This is a genomic window from Lysinibacter cavernae, assembly GCF_011758565.1.
Taxonomy (GTDB): Bacteria; Actinomycetota; Actinomycetes; order Actinomycetales; family Microbacteriaceae; genus Lysinibacter; species Lysinibacter cavernae.
Genome location: NZ_JAAMOX010000001.1, coordinates 641498 through 656963, shown reverse-complemented (window position 1 = coordinate 656963; position 15466 = coordinate 641498). Strand labels below are relative to the sequence as shown.

Sequence of the window (15466 nt, the reverse complement as noted above, 5' to 3'; positions counted from 1 at the left end):
AAGCGTCAAGTTATCCTCAAGGGGTGAAGTCACCGAGCCAGCACCCCAACCAGCGCCCGTCCACCCGCAAGCGAATCCTGCTCTTCGGCATTCCGACGCTCGCCATTGCCGCAGCTGCGGCCATAACCGTTGGCATCATCGTTGGTAACCAAGACGCAGCGCCCAACAACGCCGGGACCTTTTCAGACAGTACGCACATGGGCCTTGTTGAAATCGAAACCGCACAGCCGGACCGACTCCGATCGTTCTATGCCGACGCGGTTGGCCTGACCGTCATCAACGAAGACGCAGAATCCGTGACCCTTGGGTCCAGTGGCGAGCCACTGGTCAGGCTGTCTTCAAGCAACGCAACCTCGCTCAGCAATCCAACTGACGCAGGACTCTATCACTCGGCGATACTCTTCCCCTCTGAAGCCGCACTCGCGGACGCGCTTCTCCGCGTTTCCGACCATGCACCAGACTCGTTCCAAGGTTCGGCGGATCACGCCGTCAGCCAAGCGTTCTACTTCGGCGACCCTGACGGGAACGGCGTAGAACTCTATGTTGACCGCCCCCGCGACGAGTGGGTCTGGAACGGTGATCAGGTAGACATGACAACGGTCGCTTTGGATGTCAACGAGTTCATCGCGCAGCACGCAACGTCCTCGAGCGAAAGCGTCCGTGAAGCGAAGGAGGCCGCCATGGGGCATGTACATCTCAAGGTGGGAAATCTGGCGGAGGCAGAGGCCTTCTACTCGGGGATTCTTGGGTTCGACGTGACCAGCCGCGTAGACGGGGCAATCTTCTACTCGGCCGGCGGATACCACCATCACCTCGCCACCAACACGTGGAATAGCGAAGGTGCGGGCGAACGTCCGGCCACGGCAGGACTCAAGAAGCTCTCAATCGTTGTTGAGGACACGGCCGAACTGGATGCGGTTGAGAATCGGCTAGACGCAGCGGGTATCCAGTCAACGAGAACAACAGACGGCATCACAACAACCGATCCCTGGGGCACCAATATTGAGTTGACAGCGCGCTAGCGAGCTATTCGCTACCGCCGAATGGTGAGGCGCACATGAGCGAGAGCGCCATCGTCAACTGGAGGCGTGCTGCCGCGCTTGATTAGGGCTCGTTTGTTCTGACGATGGGAATCTCTTGTGTGAGCGTGCGTTCACGAGTATCGCCCGTGAATGTCCACCAGACCGCAGCGACCAGAAGAAGCATGCCCGTGACGGCGAACGCGGGGCCGAAGCCGAACGCATCAGCCACGAGGCCGATGAGCAACGGCCCGAGTACCGCACCGAGGTCGGCCGACATCTGGAACGTGGAGAGAACCTGCCCACCTCTGGCTTTCTGTCCGATAACGTCGGCAACTGCTGCTTGCTGCGACGGCCCAAGCAAGCCGGTACCAACGCCGGCAATGACCGCAAGCACAAGGGCAATCCAGAGCTCACTGCTAAATCCAAAAAAGACGGTTGAGAGACCAGTGATCGCAAGACCCGCGATAATGAATGGCCGCCGACCGTGGAGATCAGACCAACGACCAGCTGGAATGATGACCGCGGCATTTCCGACGGCAAACGCTGTCAGTGCAAGCGCGGCAGCCGTCGTGTCGGTGGACATGGCCGCCATGAAGAGTGGAACCAGCGCAACGCGCACACCGAACGATGACCATCCATTTGCAAAGTTTGAGGCCAACGCTGCCCGATATGGCGGCTGCAACAGCGCCGCACGCAGTGACATGGTTGGGCGGCTGTCGGTAACACCTGGCTGATCTGCGCTCACCTTGCCCAGCGTTGTTCCAACCACAATGCACGCGACAAACAGTGATAACGCGTAAATGAGGAAGGGCGCACGCAGACCGAGACCAGCCAGCAGCGAGCCAAGTGTTGGCCCTGCGATGCCGCCGATCAAGAAGCTGCCGGCATACAGGCTCGAAATACGGGCGCGCAAGTCAGGCGGGCTCATATGGATCAGCAGCCCCATGACCGCCACAGTAAACATGGTTGAGCCGATACCTGCGATTGAACGGAGCACAAGCAGCTGCCAGTAGACCTGCGCAAACGCACACGCACCGGTCGAAATGGCAACGATCGTGAGCCCGGAGAGGTAGACGCGCTTCTCACCGAAACGCTGGATGAGCCACCCGCTCGCAGGGGCAAACAACAGACGCATGAGGGCAAATGAACTGATGATCGCGCTTGCGGCAGTATTGCTCACGTTAAACTCGACCGCATAGAGAGGAAGGACCGGCGCCACAATGCCGTAGCCAAGCGCAATCACAAACGAGGCGCTGACAAGCACCCATACCTCACGGGGTATTGGACGAGGCGACACGAGCATCCTTAGAATTACGCGGCACGCTGTGGTGCCGACTCCTGATAGTAACCTAGCTCACACCCGTGACATTCCCGAAGGGCGACGATTCGGCAACGCTTCAAGGTTTGTCAGAGATGTCAACTACGCTGACAGCACCAACACGTCGACCTCTGTTGAAAGGGCAAAATGACACACGCTCGAAACCCCCAATGGCCGCTGGTATTGCTCCTCACGGTTCCCGTTCTCTGCGCAGTCGTTCTGCTTCGGTGGGTCATGCGCAGAGGGAAACTCCGCCAACGACGTGGAGCGGCTCTTCTCAACGCCGCAATTCCAGTCAACGCAAAATGGTGGCGAGATCAGCGCGATCTTCCTTCACAACCCAACGAACTCCTTTACGTCGCCATAGGCGACTCCGCTGCGCAGGGAATCGGAGCAAGTAAGCCACGCCGCGGCTATGTCGGTAGGCTCCTTACCGACCTGCGGGCGCTCCAGCCAAGGCCCGTTCGCATTGTCAATCTCAGTAGTTCAGGAGCCAGACTTCGAGAGGCCCTCGCGCAGCAACTCCCCCGGCTTGCAACGCTGCAACCAGACATTGTGACCGTTGCCATCGGGGCCAACGACATCGCCGAGTTTGATGCGCGTAGGTTCGAGTCTGAGTTCCGAGAACTCTGTCGGCAGCTCCCTCCACACACGATCGTGGCAGACGTGCCTGCGTTCTACTTTGGCGCGGCTGAACGCAAGGTTCGACAGGCAAATCGGATCGTTCACCTGGTTAGCGTTGAGTTCGGCCTAAGGGTTGTGCCACTTCATCGCGTGACCCGACGCCAAACAGGCACTCGTTACGCGCTGAATCAGGTTGCAGCTGACTTCTTTCACCCAAACGATCGCGGTTACGCGGTATGGGCAAAAGCATTTTTACCTGCCATAAAACAACGCTTGCACGCACTCAGCCGGCATTCGGTTGCGACTGTAACCCAAAACTACGCGCGATAGCAACGCAGCCCGAAGCTCTTCTTCGTTGCAAGATGTTCCTAGGCAATGCCGTTGCGTCATGGCAGAACAGCGAGGGTTTCGCTATACCTTCTTCACAACGCTTGATTTGAGCTGCATCGGACCAACCCCATCAACTTTGCAGTCGATGTCGTGGTCACCAACGCCGTCAACAAGGCGTATGTTCCTGACCTTCGTGCCAACCTTCACAACGGTTGAGCTGCCCTTGATCTTGAGATCCTTTACCACCGAGACCGTGTCGCCGTCAGCGAGGACGTTGCCAACGGCATCCTTGATCACACGCTCGTGAGATTCTGGCTCGTTGATCGGATCGGCAGCAACCCATTCGTTGGCGCACTCGGGGCAGACGAACAGGGCACCCATCTCGTAGGTGTACTCGCTCGAACAGTTGGGACACGGGGGCAAAGTCTCATTCACGGTGTTAACCATAGCGAAGAACCCGTGCATCAATTGATTTGGCCTTTGCCCGAACGGTCAGCAACACGAGGCAGGCGCCAACGAGCATCATCCCAGTCCAGCCGATCGGTCCAAGCCGCTCGCCGACGACGAGAACGGCTAAAACTGTGGCCACTACGGGCTCAAACAACGTAAGCACGGTCGCTGCAGACGACGAAACGGTCAGCAGTGCGCGGCCAAACAGCACGTAGCCGAGGAACATCGGTACGAGGGCCATGTACAGGCCGACGGCAGCGTTATTCAACGAGGCCAGTAGGGACTCGCCTGTAACCAGCAGTACGGGGATGAGGAGTATCCCACCAAGGCCAAACACGGAGCCCATCGCCGCTGACGCGGTGACTCCGTCAAGCATGACACGGCGGGCTGCCCACGAATACACCGCGTACGTGGCTCCCGCAACGAGCCCAAGCCCCGTGCCCAACAGCAACTCGTTGGGAGTCACCGTCCCAGCGCTGTCAATTGCGGTGCCGTCAGCTGCGGTGCCGTCAACCCCAAACCGCCCGAGGCACAGCAGAACCATGCCAAGCAGCCCAAGACCAACGCTCACGCCCCAGCGAATCGTAAACGCCACACGGTCAGCCACGCGCTCAATTACCGCTGCAAAAAGCGGCGCACTGCCAAGGGACACGACCGTACCAATCGCTACGCCCGCGAGGTGCATGGAGGAATAGAACGCGAGCGGATACAACGCGACGCAGATGGCACCCGCGGTAATCATCGGCCAGTTCCGACGAAGAACGCGAATTTGCCGCCGGATTGGCTTAATCGCGACGAGCGCCTGGAGTACTCCCCCGATTCCCATTGCTGCGGCACCGATGGCAAGGGGGCTCACCCCTGGCGCAAACGTCGCTACGGTTCCCGTCGTTCCCCACAAGAGCGAGGCAACAAGAACGAGAATCGGGCCAAGGCCAACATAACGCGCGGCCCTCACTTTGACAGCTCTGTTGAACCGGTTGCCGTCAGCTCCGCGACGATCGCTTGCGCGAGCCTACGTGCCCTGAGAATGTGTCGATCATTACCCTCAAGACCGGCCTTCGCCATGGACCCTTCAAGGAGCAAGGCAAGGTGTTCAACCGACTCATCGAGCAGGTCAGCGCTCAACGTGCCAAGGTCGATCAGCGCATCTCGAAGTAGCGCTTCAACTTGCTCTTTGTGCCCACGGACAGCTTGTCGCCCAGGATGCCCAACAGGAAGCTCTGCGGCCGCGTTGAGGAGGCCGCATCCCCTGAACCCCGATGGATAGGCAAATCGCGCGTGATCCGCGTACGCATCAAACACGGCAAGAGCGCGTTCCTGAGGCGTCGTTGCCTCTGCGGCTCGCCGCTCATACAGCCCGAGCCATTCGGCGTGACGAGCCTCAAGATAGGCGGCAACCAGCTCCTCCTTCGAAGCGAAGTTGTTGTACAGACTCATCTTGGCCACGCCTGCTCGCGCCGTGACCGCATCGATTCCCGTAGCCGCGAGTCCCTCAGCATAAAACAACTCAGACGCAGCAGCAAGGATTCGTGCTTGAGTCGGACGCGTACGCGGTGTTGATGCCTTACTCATAGTGCCTCCAATTAGATAGATCAGTCTACCTAACTGGATTGTTGGTTGTCCATCAACGAGCCTTCAACACAGCACAAAGGCCCAGGCATTCTCCACGAGATGCCTGGGCCTTTGCTCAATGAAGATTACTCAGTGATTGCTCGGACGCCACCAGACTTGAGCGCAGCGAGCCTCGCCTCTACCTCCGTGAGCTCGCCAATGTCCTCAAGCTGGTTGAACTGTGCGTCAAGACTTGAAGCAGCAAGTTCGCTCGCGCCCTGAACTCGAGCTTCCTCCCGCCGAATTTTCTGCTCGAAACGGTTCACCTCACTATTTGGATCCATGATGTCAATGCTCTTCAGGGCATCCATGACCTTGGTTTGGGCCTCAACAGATTTGGCACGAGCGTTCAACTCGTTGCGCTTATTCGTTAGTTCAACGAGCTTTGCCTTCATCCCAGCCAGGCCGCTCTTGAGCTTGTCAACGACCTCGTTCTGGCTCTGCAAACGTGGCTCCGCAGCGCGGGCTTCCCCCTCGGCCTGAATCTGACGCTGCAGGGCAATCTTCGCAAGCGCATCAAACTTGTCTGCATCCGCCGTCGCTCCGCCAGCACGATACTCATCGGCCTTCTTGCTTGCGGCGAGTGCCTTGTGGCCCCACTCCGCAGCGGCATCAACATCCTCACGATAATCCTGTTCCGCAAGACGCAGGCTACCAATTGTTTCGGCGATAGCGCTCTCCGCTTCGCTGATGTTCGCCGTGTAATCGCGAACCATCTGATCCATCATCTTTTGCGGGTCTTCCGCCTGATCGATCAGTGCATTGATATTTGCCTTCGTTAGTTGGGCGATTCGTCCGAAGATTGATTGTTTAGCCATGTGGCTGATTCCTTTCACGAGGTGTACTGAAGAGAGTATTTGTGGAAATTTGCGGGCGAGCCAGAGAAGGCAATTTAGCGCCAATTTGCGTTATCAGAATCGTCCTCCCCCACGGCGAGAACGACCGCCGCCGGTGGAGCCGCCACTGCCACCAAACGATGGGGACGTCCGTTGGCTCTGGGAACGTCGCGGAGCAGGTGCTTCGCGATACGGCTGGGACTCTCGTCGCTGCCGAGACGCCGGTTCCCGAGGAGGGGAATCGTCGAACGTTTGCCTCCCTTGTTTGACCAAGATGCCACCCAAAAATGCGCCAGCCAGCTGCGTCGCTGATAGCCCCGATATGCCAGTGTCCACACCTGATGCTTCTTGGTCAATGTCTTGCTGAAAGACGCCAACGTCAGCACTTGCCAAGGCCATTGCCTGGTTTGCCAGCGAGGAAGCGGACTGCGCGATTCCGAACGCAGCATCCGGATTCTCTGGCATCAATGTCTTTGCCTCATCGAGCTTACGACTAGCCTCGAAGAATCGCGTTCGGGATTCTGTGCCAACGGCGCCAACCCTGGCCGAAATGAAATTCTGTGTTGCCGAGAGTTGCGCGCTCGCGCTTGCGATCTCATGCTCAGCGGAGGCCAGTTGGCGAGCATGGTTCGCTTGATTCCCACGTGTAACTTCGAGAACTTTCGCCACTTGTCCGGCCGCCTGCTGAATCTGTTCAAGTTCGATATATGGATTCACCCCTCCGAGAGTCAGGGCTTGTCTCACGCGTTGCACAGTTGCAGTTGCTGACGAAACAATATCGCTGATGACCGCAGACTGCTGGGGGTTTGCTTGCATCAGTCGAGCATCGATGAGTTCTGAGTCGAGTGCATTAATCGCAGAGCCAACAGAATCGCGAACCTGCTCAAGATCAATTCCGAGTTGGTGGACTGCGTCACAGAGCCCGAGAGCCTGGCTAGCGGCGTCCTCAGCCACCCGAATACACACAGCCACGTTAGCGTTGTCGCCTGAGGCGAGACGCGTGGCGGCCTCGTCAAGGGCAGTTTGAATCAGTTCAACCCTCAATTGGGCCTGATTCGCATTATCTTCAATCGGAACTAACAGCGAAGGCGCAAAGCGTTCACGAATACCCGCGATGGCCCCTTCAGTTGACGTCACGCGAACCCGAAGGCTTGGCAGCAGATCGCGAACTCGGTTGAGCTCAGCGCCAGGATTCTTTTCGATACTGCGCAGTTCCGCAAACGTTGCGGCTTCGGCGTCAAGTACCGCATCGGCTTGGGCGCAGAGAGACAGGATGCCGCGGTTCCAATCGATGATCTGAGCATCGGTGTCCGGAATGTTATCGTCCAGAAGCTGACGGAGCCGAAACGCCTCAGCGACCAAACCCTTTGCTGAAGCCACTGCCGCAGAGAAGGCCCCGGTCATTGGCTCACCGTATTGGGCAACAGCGAAACTCAGTTCCTGGTCGCTCGTACGAATGGCATCATCGGCTGCCACGAGCGCTGTGGCCGCATCTCGTTCAAGACTGGCAATGTCAATTGGTGCCTCCGGGGCAGAATGAGGCTGACCAGATGGCGTCGGCCAGGGCTGTTCCCCGTTTGATCGTGTTCGGTCAAGTTTGCGCAGTTTTGAGCGATGCCTCAACACCACAACAAGCCAGATCACGGATCCGATAAATAGCAGCCCAAATATAGCACCCACAGGGTTCGTCGTTTCTTCGGAGGGTGTCTCAGTTGCACCGTAGGAGATGCTCTCGCCGTTCGCCGCCTCAGCGATACCGGCTGCGGCGCTGACGACCGCGCCAGCCCAGTCATCTTCACGGAGCGCAGGCTGAATCTTGTACTGTTCGATTCGGCCCGCGAGTGTTGTCGATACAGGGCCGGCCGAGTCGACCGATAGGTAAAACGCTCGCCCTCGAGTTGCCACCGCCAGCAGGACATCATTTGGCCCAAGGTTGTTTTCTTCGGCAACCGTATTCGCCCACTGTTCGGCATCTGTTGGATTCGTAAACTGATCTACAAAAGCAACAAATAATTCAACATGAGTTTCGTCATACAAGTTCTCGATCGCCTGTTCAGCAGTTGCTCGGTTGTCTCCAAGCACATTCGACTCGTCGGTTATGCGGTCCTTACCAAGCGTGACAGGATCCGACGCGTAGGCACCCGTAGCGCCAAACAGAACGGGTCCAACGATCAGTGCCGCTGCAAGAGACGCAATCAAGGCGCTCAAAAATTTCTTCACTCAACATTTCCTTACGCAACGGTTACTGCTGCTCCTGATTGTATAGAGGAAGCGCGAACCCTGTCTATTCAGCAGCCAGACGAAGAACAAACACAGCGATACCGAGCCGAACGTTCGAGCGAGGCTACATGTTGCCACAGACAATACTTGAGACCGCTCATCCAGACTGTGACGTCTAGCGACAGGCGAGAGACGAGAGACGAGCTCCCTGATCTACCGTCGAAATTCCCGTCGCTGAAAACACAAAAACTCCCGGTCAGATTACTCTGACAAGGAGTTTTGGTGGATCTGAGGGGACTCGAACCCCTGACCCCCTGCATGCCATGCAGGTGCGCTACCAGCTGCGCCACAGACCCGGGAAGTCAGACAAATGCTCGCCTGACAACTTCTCTATCCTACAACAGAACGTCTCCGAAAATAAAATCGAGACGGCCTGTTGCGGAAACTATTTAGTTTTCGAGCTGCTCGACAGGCTGCTCGACCGGGATCGCAGGGCAATCCTTCCAGAGGCGCTCGAGGTCATAGTATGAACGCTCATCCTGGTGAAACACGTGGACAATGACGTCACCAAAATCAAGAAGAACCCAGCGACCAGCCGAACGGCCCTCACGGCGGACACGCTTGACTCCGGATTCAAGGAGCTTGTCCTCAACTTCGTCGGAAATCGCTTGAACGTTTCGTTCAGAACGACCGCTGACCATAAGGAAAATATCGGCGAGCGGGAACAACGCCGAAACGTCAAGCGCAACGAAGTTCTCCCCCATCTTGTCTGCCGCCGCCGCAACGGCAACATTCAGAGACTCGAGTGAGGTAGCTGATGCGGTCATATAAAAAAGTGTTCCTGACTTGATAAGAAGGTGTGACTAGCCAAACAGGCCAGTTGAAGATCCGTAGATGACCAAGCCGACGATGCCGACAAGCAAACCACCTGCGGTTATTGAGAGTACCAGAGGAAGCTTGCTCCCCTGCTTGGTATTTGGCGTCACAAGCGTATTATTCGAGGACTGTGCACTAATCGCACGCGAGGCCGCAACAGGGCGCGTGTCGTCAGGAGCATACTCGGGCTCGTCAATTCCGCCGAGGACACCGTCAAGATTATCGATCGTGTCGTGCAGCCGCGCGTGTCCGCCCGTCTCGCTGAGGGCACGTGGGAGTTCAATCGAGCCGGTGATGTACACCTCGCCGGTCTCATCCAGTGCGCCAGCAAGGTCGGAACCATCGGGCAGCAGCGGAAGAATAAGGGCGTTTGTCGAGGAGGTCACTCCCTCTGAGGCGACCGCACGGTTGATGATGTCGTCAAAATCACCATCATCCTCCGCCGGTGCCGAGCTCGGCGCAGGAGCGGGAGACAGAACATCCGGCTGAATTTTGCTCATCGAAACCGTTGCCGGGTCGACGATGTATTGTGGCTCATCCTCGTCAGGCGCGATAACGGGGAAGACAAAACCGGTGGGAGTCTTCTCAATGTGCGGCGCGGCCGATTCCTGTGGCGCTTTGGACGACGAGGTGTCGTCCTCAACGATTTCGGCAACGATGGTGTGCGTCTCGGAGTCGTGCTCCTCGATCACCTCAACGGTTATGGGTTCTGACTTTACTTCCTCGGCCAGGCGAGCTTCCTCAGCAACGCGAGCCTCCTCAGCAACGCGAGCCTCTTCAGCAACGCGAGCCTCTTCAGCAACGCGAGCCTCTTCAGCAACGCGAGCCTCTTCAGCAACGCGAGCCTCTTCAGCAACGCGAGCCTCTTCAGCAACGCGAGCCTCTTCAGCAACGCGAGCCTCTTCAGCTGCTTGAGCCTTTGCCGCGATGCGCTGCTTCGCAGCAACAAGCGCTTCCTCTGCCTCACGGCTCAGGCGTGCTTCTTCGGCGACGCGTGCTTCCTCAGCCGCTTGTGTTTCAGCTTCGATACGCGCAATTTCAGCCGCCTGGGCAGCTGCGGCCTCATCCGCTTCCCGCTGCGCTGCCTCAGCGGCAAGGCGAGCCGCCTCAGTCTGCTCGGCATCATCGGCCTGGGCCTCTTCTTCGATAGCCCTGTTTGCGTCTTCGACACCACCAGCGATGATGTCGTCAAACGGAGAATCAGTGGCAACGGGCGCGACTACAACCGGCTCCGCTGCGGGTTGGTTGCGCTTACCACGCTGCTTTTTCTTTGAAGGCTTTTCGTCGCTGGGAGCCTCGACAACATTCTCTTCGACTGCGGGCTGCTCAACGGTTGCCGCGGACTCGTTAGTAGAAACGCCAGCATCGATTGAAACCGCGTCCTGCGCTGGCGGTGCGGGAGGCGCAGGCGGCGCGAAGGAAGGTACCTCTGGAGCGGCAACTTGTGGGGCATCCTGCCCGGCAAGAGCCGTATCCACGGCATTGCCTGACTGCTCGCCGGCAAGCGCTGCCTGCTCAGCGGCCCATAACGCGCGCATCTCACGGCGGGACATTGGCTGCCCGTCAGGCCCAATCATTGGGATGCTGCTGGTTACGGGGGGCTCGGCAACCGCTGGGGCCGGCTCTGCAGGTGACGAATCATCTGCGGCACGACCCATCTCGCGCTCACGCAACTCGCGCCGTGTGAGCGGTCGTTCTTCGTGTGGTTCACTCATTCCGTAACTCCGTATAGGTGGTGCTTAGAAATGTACTGAACGACTCCGTCAGGCACCAAATACCAGACGGGGAACCCCCGATTGACCCGGCTTCGGCAGTCTGTAGATGAAATCGCCAGTGCAGGCACTTCTAATAAGCTTACGCCCCGCTCTGGCAAACCCGAAATACTCAGATCGTGGCCGGGGCGGGATACTGCAATAAAGTGTGCGAGGTCCCAGAGCTGGTCGACATCTTTCCACCCAAGAATTTGCTCAACCGCATCCGCACCACTGATGAAAAACAGTTCGGCATTCGGACGCGCGGCGCGAATATCGCGCAGGGTATCAACCGTATACGTTGGCCCGTGACGATCAATATCTACGCGACTGACGGTGAATCGAGGGTTGGCGGCCGTCGCGATGACGGTCATCAGGTATCGATGTTCACCGTCAGTGACGTTGCTTTTCTGCCAGGGCTCACCGGTTGGCACAAACACAACCTCATCGAGGTTAAAGTGCTGGGCGACTTCGCTGGCTGCCACAAGGTGACCGTGATGAATCGGATCGAATGTTCCACCCATGACGCCAATGCGCGGGCGTTCCACTCGGGAGATGCTCATACGCTCTATTGGGAGCTGACTCAGTGTGAGTCAGCGTGCTCGCGCGCGTAGGCTTCGGCCTTGTCGTGGTGGCGGTTGGCCACGTCACGGTAGGTCCAGGTCACAACGCCAAGCGCGGCAAACACCACGAGGGCTACCCCGCCAAACATGAAGGTCGGCATGGCCAGTTCGGTTACCTCGTGTGCGCCTTCGGCGGCAAGAAGCGACAAGAAAGACATAGGTTCACTCACATTCATCAACTTGGGTCTGGATAGACCACGTCTAAGCTTAGCGTTTTGCTAGCTTCTCGTCTGACCATTTCCTCTGACTTGCCATTTTGTAGTCGTCAGTTCGGGAAGGCCCATTGGCCCGCGAGCGTGCAATTTCTGCGTCGAGATGCCAACTTCAGCACCAAATCCGAATTCTCCCCCATCGGTGAACCGTGTTGAGGCGTTGACCATTACAACGGCGGAATCAACCTCGGCAAGGAAGCGTTCGGCTTGGCTCACACGCTCGGTGATGATCGATTCGGTGTGCTTGGTCGAGTACGTGCGGATGTGGTCAATGGCCTCATCGAGCGAATCAACGATACGTACCGAAAGGATGAGGTCCATGTACTCGGTTGCCCAGTCATCCTCGGTGGCGCCAATCATGCCAGGAACAAGCGACTGGCTGCGGGGGCATCCGCGAAGTTCGACGTTCTGCTGTTCGAGCGCCCCGGCGAGCACCGGCAATATTCGCGCCGCGGCATCCCGATGGATGAGCACCGTCTCGACCGCGTTACACACGCTCGGGCGCTGCACCTTCGCATTGAGCACAATATTGACAGCCATGTCGAGGTCAGCAGATTCATCAAGAAACACGTGCACAATTCCGGCACCGGTTTCGAGTACAGGAACCGTCGACTCGTTCACGACGGTCTGGATAAGCTCAGCGCTGCCTCGTGGAACAAGTACATCAACGAGCCCGCGTGAGCGCATCAGCTGGGCGGCTCCGTCGCGGCCAAACTCATCGATCGTATGAACGGCATCAGCCGGCAGCCCAGCTTCAACGAGGGCGGCCTGGATAATTGCGACAAGTACCCTGTTTGATGATTCGGCGGCAGAACCGCCACGAAGCACAACGCAGTTACCGCTCTTGATTGCAAGGGCCGCGATATCAATGGTGACGTTGGGTCGGGCCTCGTAGATAGCACCAACAACCCCAAAAGGTACCCGAAGCTGCGCAATAGCAACACCGTTCGGCAACATACTACCCCGTGAAACAACCCCAACGGGGTCAGCAAGGCCAATAATCTCGCGCACGGCCGCCGCCAACGCGGCAATGCGCTCTGCGGTAAGGGTGAGGCGATCGATCAGGCCGTCGGTCATGCCGTTGGCCCGTCCCCGAGCAAGATCTTCTGCGTTCGCCGCAACAACCTCGTCGGCGCGCTGCTCAAGCAAGCGCGCAATCGACTCAAGTGCCGCATTCTTGATCAGGGTATGTGACGTAGAAAGCACTCTGCTCGCCTCGGAAACCGCGGAAAGCTTGAGGTTGAACTGGTGAAGAAGGTCGTCGCTGAGGGCCATACCGTTAGTGTAGCGGGGCAGGCTCAAACCATGTGCCGACGTGTTCCCCACGTAACGCCCGCGCCGCGTTCCCGGTTGATGTGAGCAGGACTCCCGCTCCCGCCTGCGTGGCATGCCGTGCAGCGGCAACCTTGGTGAGGGCTCCCCCTGTACCAACGCCCGTGCCAACCGAACCGATTGTCACACCAGTGAGACTGTCTCCAAAGGGGATGTTCTCGATACGCTCGGCACCTGGCTCAAGCGGTGGGCGCGTGTAGAGCGCATCCACGTCAGAAAGCAGCACAAGGCAATCTGCCTGAACCAGCTCAGCAACCAGTGATGCAAGGCGGTCGTTGTCACCAAATCGAATTTCGTGAGTTGCAACCGTGTCGTTTTCATTGACAATTGGCAATACTCTCAACCCAAGCAGTCTGTCCATCGCGCGTTTTGCGTTGCTGCGTGGCTTCTCATGCTCAAGGTCACCGGCGGTCAAAAGCACCTGCCCCGCGAGAATGCCGTAGCGATCAAGCGAGTCTTGATACCGGACGACAAGCGCGTTTTGGCCGACGGCAGCGGCAGCCTGCTGCGTGGCAAGGTCGTCAGGGCGATCATCGAGGCGCAGCAGCGGCATCCCCGTCGCGATCGCTCCACTCGACACGAGGATGACCTCGGTTCCGGATGCGTGGCACACGGCCAACGCATCAACAAGCGTCGCGATCTGGGCGGCGTTCTCACCGCTAATCGATGATGAGCCCACCTTGACAACAATGCGCCGAGCGCTGGGGATGCCCGAACGGCTAGTTACTGCTCTCAGTGTCCTCGTCCTTCCAGAGGCCGGCCTCGCGCTCACGCTCCAGCTCGGCACGCGCTTCTGCCTTGGCATCCATGCGGTCAAGATAAATCTCACGACGAGTCTTATGCGTTGGACGCTGGTTCTCGTCAAGTCGGAGGTCAGCGCCGCGAGGCGCCGTGATGAGTTCGGCCGTGGAGGTGAGCGTTGGCTCCCAATCGAAGATGACGCCGTCGCCCTCGCCGATAACGACGGTGGAGCCCGCAACGGCTCCTGCCTTAAACAGGCCATCCTCAACGCCAAGCTTGTTGAGGCGGTCGGCCAGGTAACCAACGGCCTCGTCGTTCGCAAAGTCGGTCTGGGCAACCCAGCGCTCTGGCTTCTGGCCGAGCACGCGGTAGATGTTTCCGTAGGTGCCGCCCTCAACGCGAACGGTGAAAGGCAGTTTGTCGACCGCCGTTGGGCGGATGATGATGCGAGGGGCAACCGGTGCGGCAAGTTCCGCCGCACGGTGCTGTTCGACTACCTCCGCGAGGGCGTAGGTCAGCGCTTTCAGCCCGTCGTGAGCGACGGCAGAGATCGTGAACACCTTGTAACCGCGGGCCTCGAGCTCGGGGCGAACAAATTCGGCCAGTTCACGGGCCTCAGGAACGTCTGCCTTGTTCAGCGCAATGAGCTGCGGACGCTTGCTCAGTGGAATCTCCCCCTCTGCAACAGGGTAGGCCTCAAGTTCAGCAAGGATAATGTCGAGGTCGCTCAGCGGGTCGCGGCCTGGTTCGAGAGTTGCACAGTCGAGCACGTGCAACAGAGCACTGCAACGCTCAACGTGACGGAGGAAGTCGAGTCCGAGACCCTTTCCTTCGCTTGCCCCCTCGATGAGCCCAGGAACATCCGCAACGGTAAACCGGGTGTTTCCAGCCTGGACAACGCCAAGGTTCGGCTGCAGCGTGGTAAAGGGGTAATCGGCAATCTTGGGCCGCGCGGCGGAAATGGCCGCGATGAGGCTCGATTTGCCTGCCGAAGGAAAGCCAACAAGTGCGATATCGGCCATGGTCTTGAGCTCAAGATGGATGTCGAGCTTCTCGCCTGGGGTACCAAGCAGCGCGAACCCAGGCGCCTTGCGCTTTTGCGTTGCAAGCGAGGCGTTTCCGAGGCCGCCGAGGCCACCCTTAGCCACAACGTAGCGCAGGTGGGGCTCGGAAAAGTCAATGAGTTCGTTGCCTTCATCATCGGTCACAACCGTGCCGATGGGGACCCTGAGCTCAAGTGGTTCGCCGTTAGAACCGTGACGGTTGTCGCCCATACCAAACGTTCCGGAATCGGATGTCTGGTGAGGGTAACGGTGATATGAAAGCAGCGTTGTTACCTGCGGGTCTGAGACGAGCACGATGTCCCCACCGTGCCCGCCGTTCCCGCCGTCAGGACCCGCGAGGGGCTTAAACTTCTCGCGGCGGACAGAGACACAACCATTGCCACCATCTCCCGCGCTCAAATGCAATACGACGCGATCGACAAACGTAGCCACTGGTACGTCCCTCCCTAAACCTAA

General features: G+C 58.4%; 15 protein-coding genes and 1 tRNA gene. 2 read left to right on the top strand and 14 right to left on the bottom strand.

Going from position 1 to position 15466, the window contains the following annotated elements:
- Window positions 1-23: 23 nt before the first annotated feature.
- Window positions 24-1022, top strand: coding sequence for a VOC family protein (locus FHX76_RS16640; RefSeq protein WP_167147754.1), 999 nt, complete (start codon window positions 24-26; stop codon window positions 1020-1022).
- Window positions 1023-1104: 82 nt separating this feature from the next.
- On the opposite strand, the gene FHX76_RS03075 is transcribed toward FHX76_RS16640, so the two are convergent.
- A complete protein-coding gene (locus FHX76_RS03075) occupies window positions 1105-2325 on the bottom strand; it encodes an MFS transporter (RefSeq protein WP_167147751.1) in 1221 nt (406 codons plus the stop codon).
- Window positions 2326-2487: 162 nt separating this feature from the next.
- Between FHX76_RS03075 and FHX76_RS03070 the strand changes: the two genes are divergently transcribed.
- On the top strand, window positions 2488-3294 hold the full coding sequence (locus tag FHX76_RS03070) for an SGNH/GDSL hydrolase family protein (protein WP_167147748.1): 807 nt from the start codon (window positions 2488-2490) through the stop codon (window positions 3292-3294).
- A gap of 81 nt (window positions 3295-3375) precedes the next feature.
- On the opposite strand, the gene FHX76_RS03065 is transcribed toward FHX76_RS03070, so the two are convergent.
- The 13 genes from FHX76_RS03065 to obgE form a co-directional block, all read right to left on the bottom strand.
- Window positions 3376-3729, bottom strand: coding sequence for a zinc ribbon domain-containing protein YjdM (locus FHX76_RS03065; protein ID WP_341777842.1), 354 nt, complete (start codon window positions 3727-3729; stop codon window positions 3376-3378).
- Window positions 3730-3733: 4 nt separating this feature from the next.
- Window positions 3734-4699: an EamA family transporter gene (locus FHX76_RS16635; RefSeq protein WP_167147742.1), complete on the bottom strand. Its 966-nt coding sequence runs from the start codon at window positions 4697-4699 to the stop codon at window positions 3734-3736.
- Window positions 4696-5316, bottom strand: coding sequence for a TetR/AcrR family transcriptional regulator (locus FHX76_RS03055; protein ID WP_167147739.1), 621 nt, complete (start codon window positions 5314-5316; stop codon window positions 4696-4698). The genes FHX76_RS16635 and FHX76_RS03055 overlap by 4 nt, the downstream gene beginning before the upstream one ends.
- A gap of 125 nt (window positions 5317-5441) precedes the next feature.
- Window positions 5442-6173: a PspA/IM30 family protein gene (locus FHX76_RS03050; protein WP_167147736.1), complete on the bottom strand. Its 732-nt coding sequence runs from the start codon at window positions 6171-6173 to the stop codon at window positions 5442-5444.
- A 93-nt stretch (window positions 6174-6266) separates the two neighbouring features.
- Window positions 6267-8411: a TPM domain-containing protein gene (locus FHX76_RS03045; RefSeq protein WP_167147733.1), complete on the bottom strand. Its 2145-nt coding sequence runs from the start codon at window positions 8409-8411 to the stop codon at window positions 6267-6269.
- 280 nt (window positions 8412-8691) lie between these two features.
- Window positions 8692-8767: transfer RNA gene (locus tag FHX76_RS03040), tRNA-Ala, on the bottom strand.
- A 93-nt stretch (window positions 8768-8860) separates the two neighbouring features.
- Entirely contained in the window at window positions 8861-9238 is a 378-nt protein-coding gene (rsfS, locus tag FHX76_RS03035) for a ribosome silencing factor (protein ID WP_167147730.1), read from the bottom strand.
- Between the two features lie 36 nt (window positions 9239-9274).
- Window positions 9275-11002, bottom strand: coding sequence for a hypothetical protein (locus FHX76_RS03030; RefSeq protein ID WP_167147727.1), 1728 nt, complete (start codon window positions 11000-11002; stop codon window positions 9275-9277).
- Window positions 10999-11601 (bottom strand): nicotinate-nucleotide adenylyltransferase, encoded by a 603-nt coding sequence (nadD, locus tag FHX76_RS03025; protein ID WP_167147724.1) that lies wholly within the window; start codon window positions 11599-11601, stop codon window positions 10999-11001. The genes FHX76_RS03030 and nadD overlap by 4 nt, the downstream gene beginning before the upstream one ends.
- Window positions 11602-11621: 20 nt before the next feature.
- Complete coding sequence (locus FHX76_RS03020; protein WP_167147722.1) at window positions 11622-11819, bottom strand: hypothetical protein; 198 nt, start codon at window positions 11817-11819, stop codon at window positions 11622-11624.
- Between the two features lie 60 nt (window positions 11820-11879).
- Entirely contained in the window at window positions 11880-13148 is a 1269-nt protein-coding gene (locus FHX76_RS03015) for a glutamate-5-semialdehyde dehydrogenase (protein WP_167147719.1), read from the bottom strand.
- Between the two features lie 4 nt (window positions 13149-13152).
- Window positions 13153-13941 (bottom strand): glutamate 5-kinase, encoded by a 789-nt coding sequence (gene proB / locus FHX76_RS03010; RefSeq protein ID WP_243848641.1) that lies wholly within the window; start codon window positions 13939-13941, stop codon window positions 13153-13155.
- The gene (gene obgE, locus FHX76_RS03005) at window positions 13925-15442 is read right to left on the bottom strand and encodes a GTPase ObgE (protein ID WP_167147716.1); all 1518 of its coding nucleotides are present in this window, start codon (window positions 15440-15442) and stop codon (window positions 13925-13927) included. Before obgE ends, proB begins: the two co-directional genes overlap by 17 nt.
- Window positions 15443-15466 lie beyond the last annotated feature (24 nt).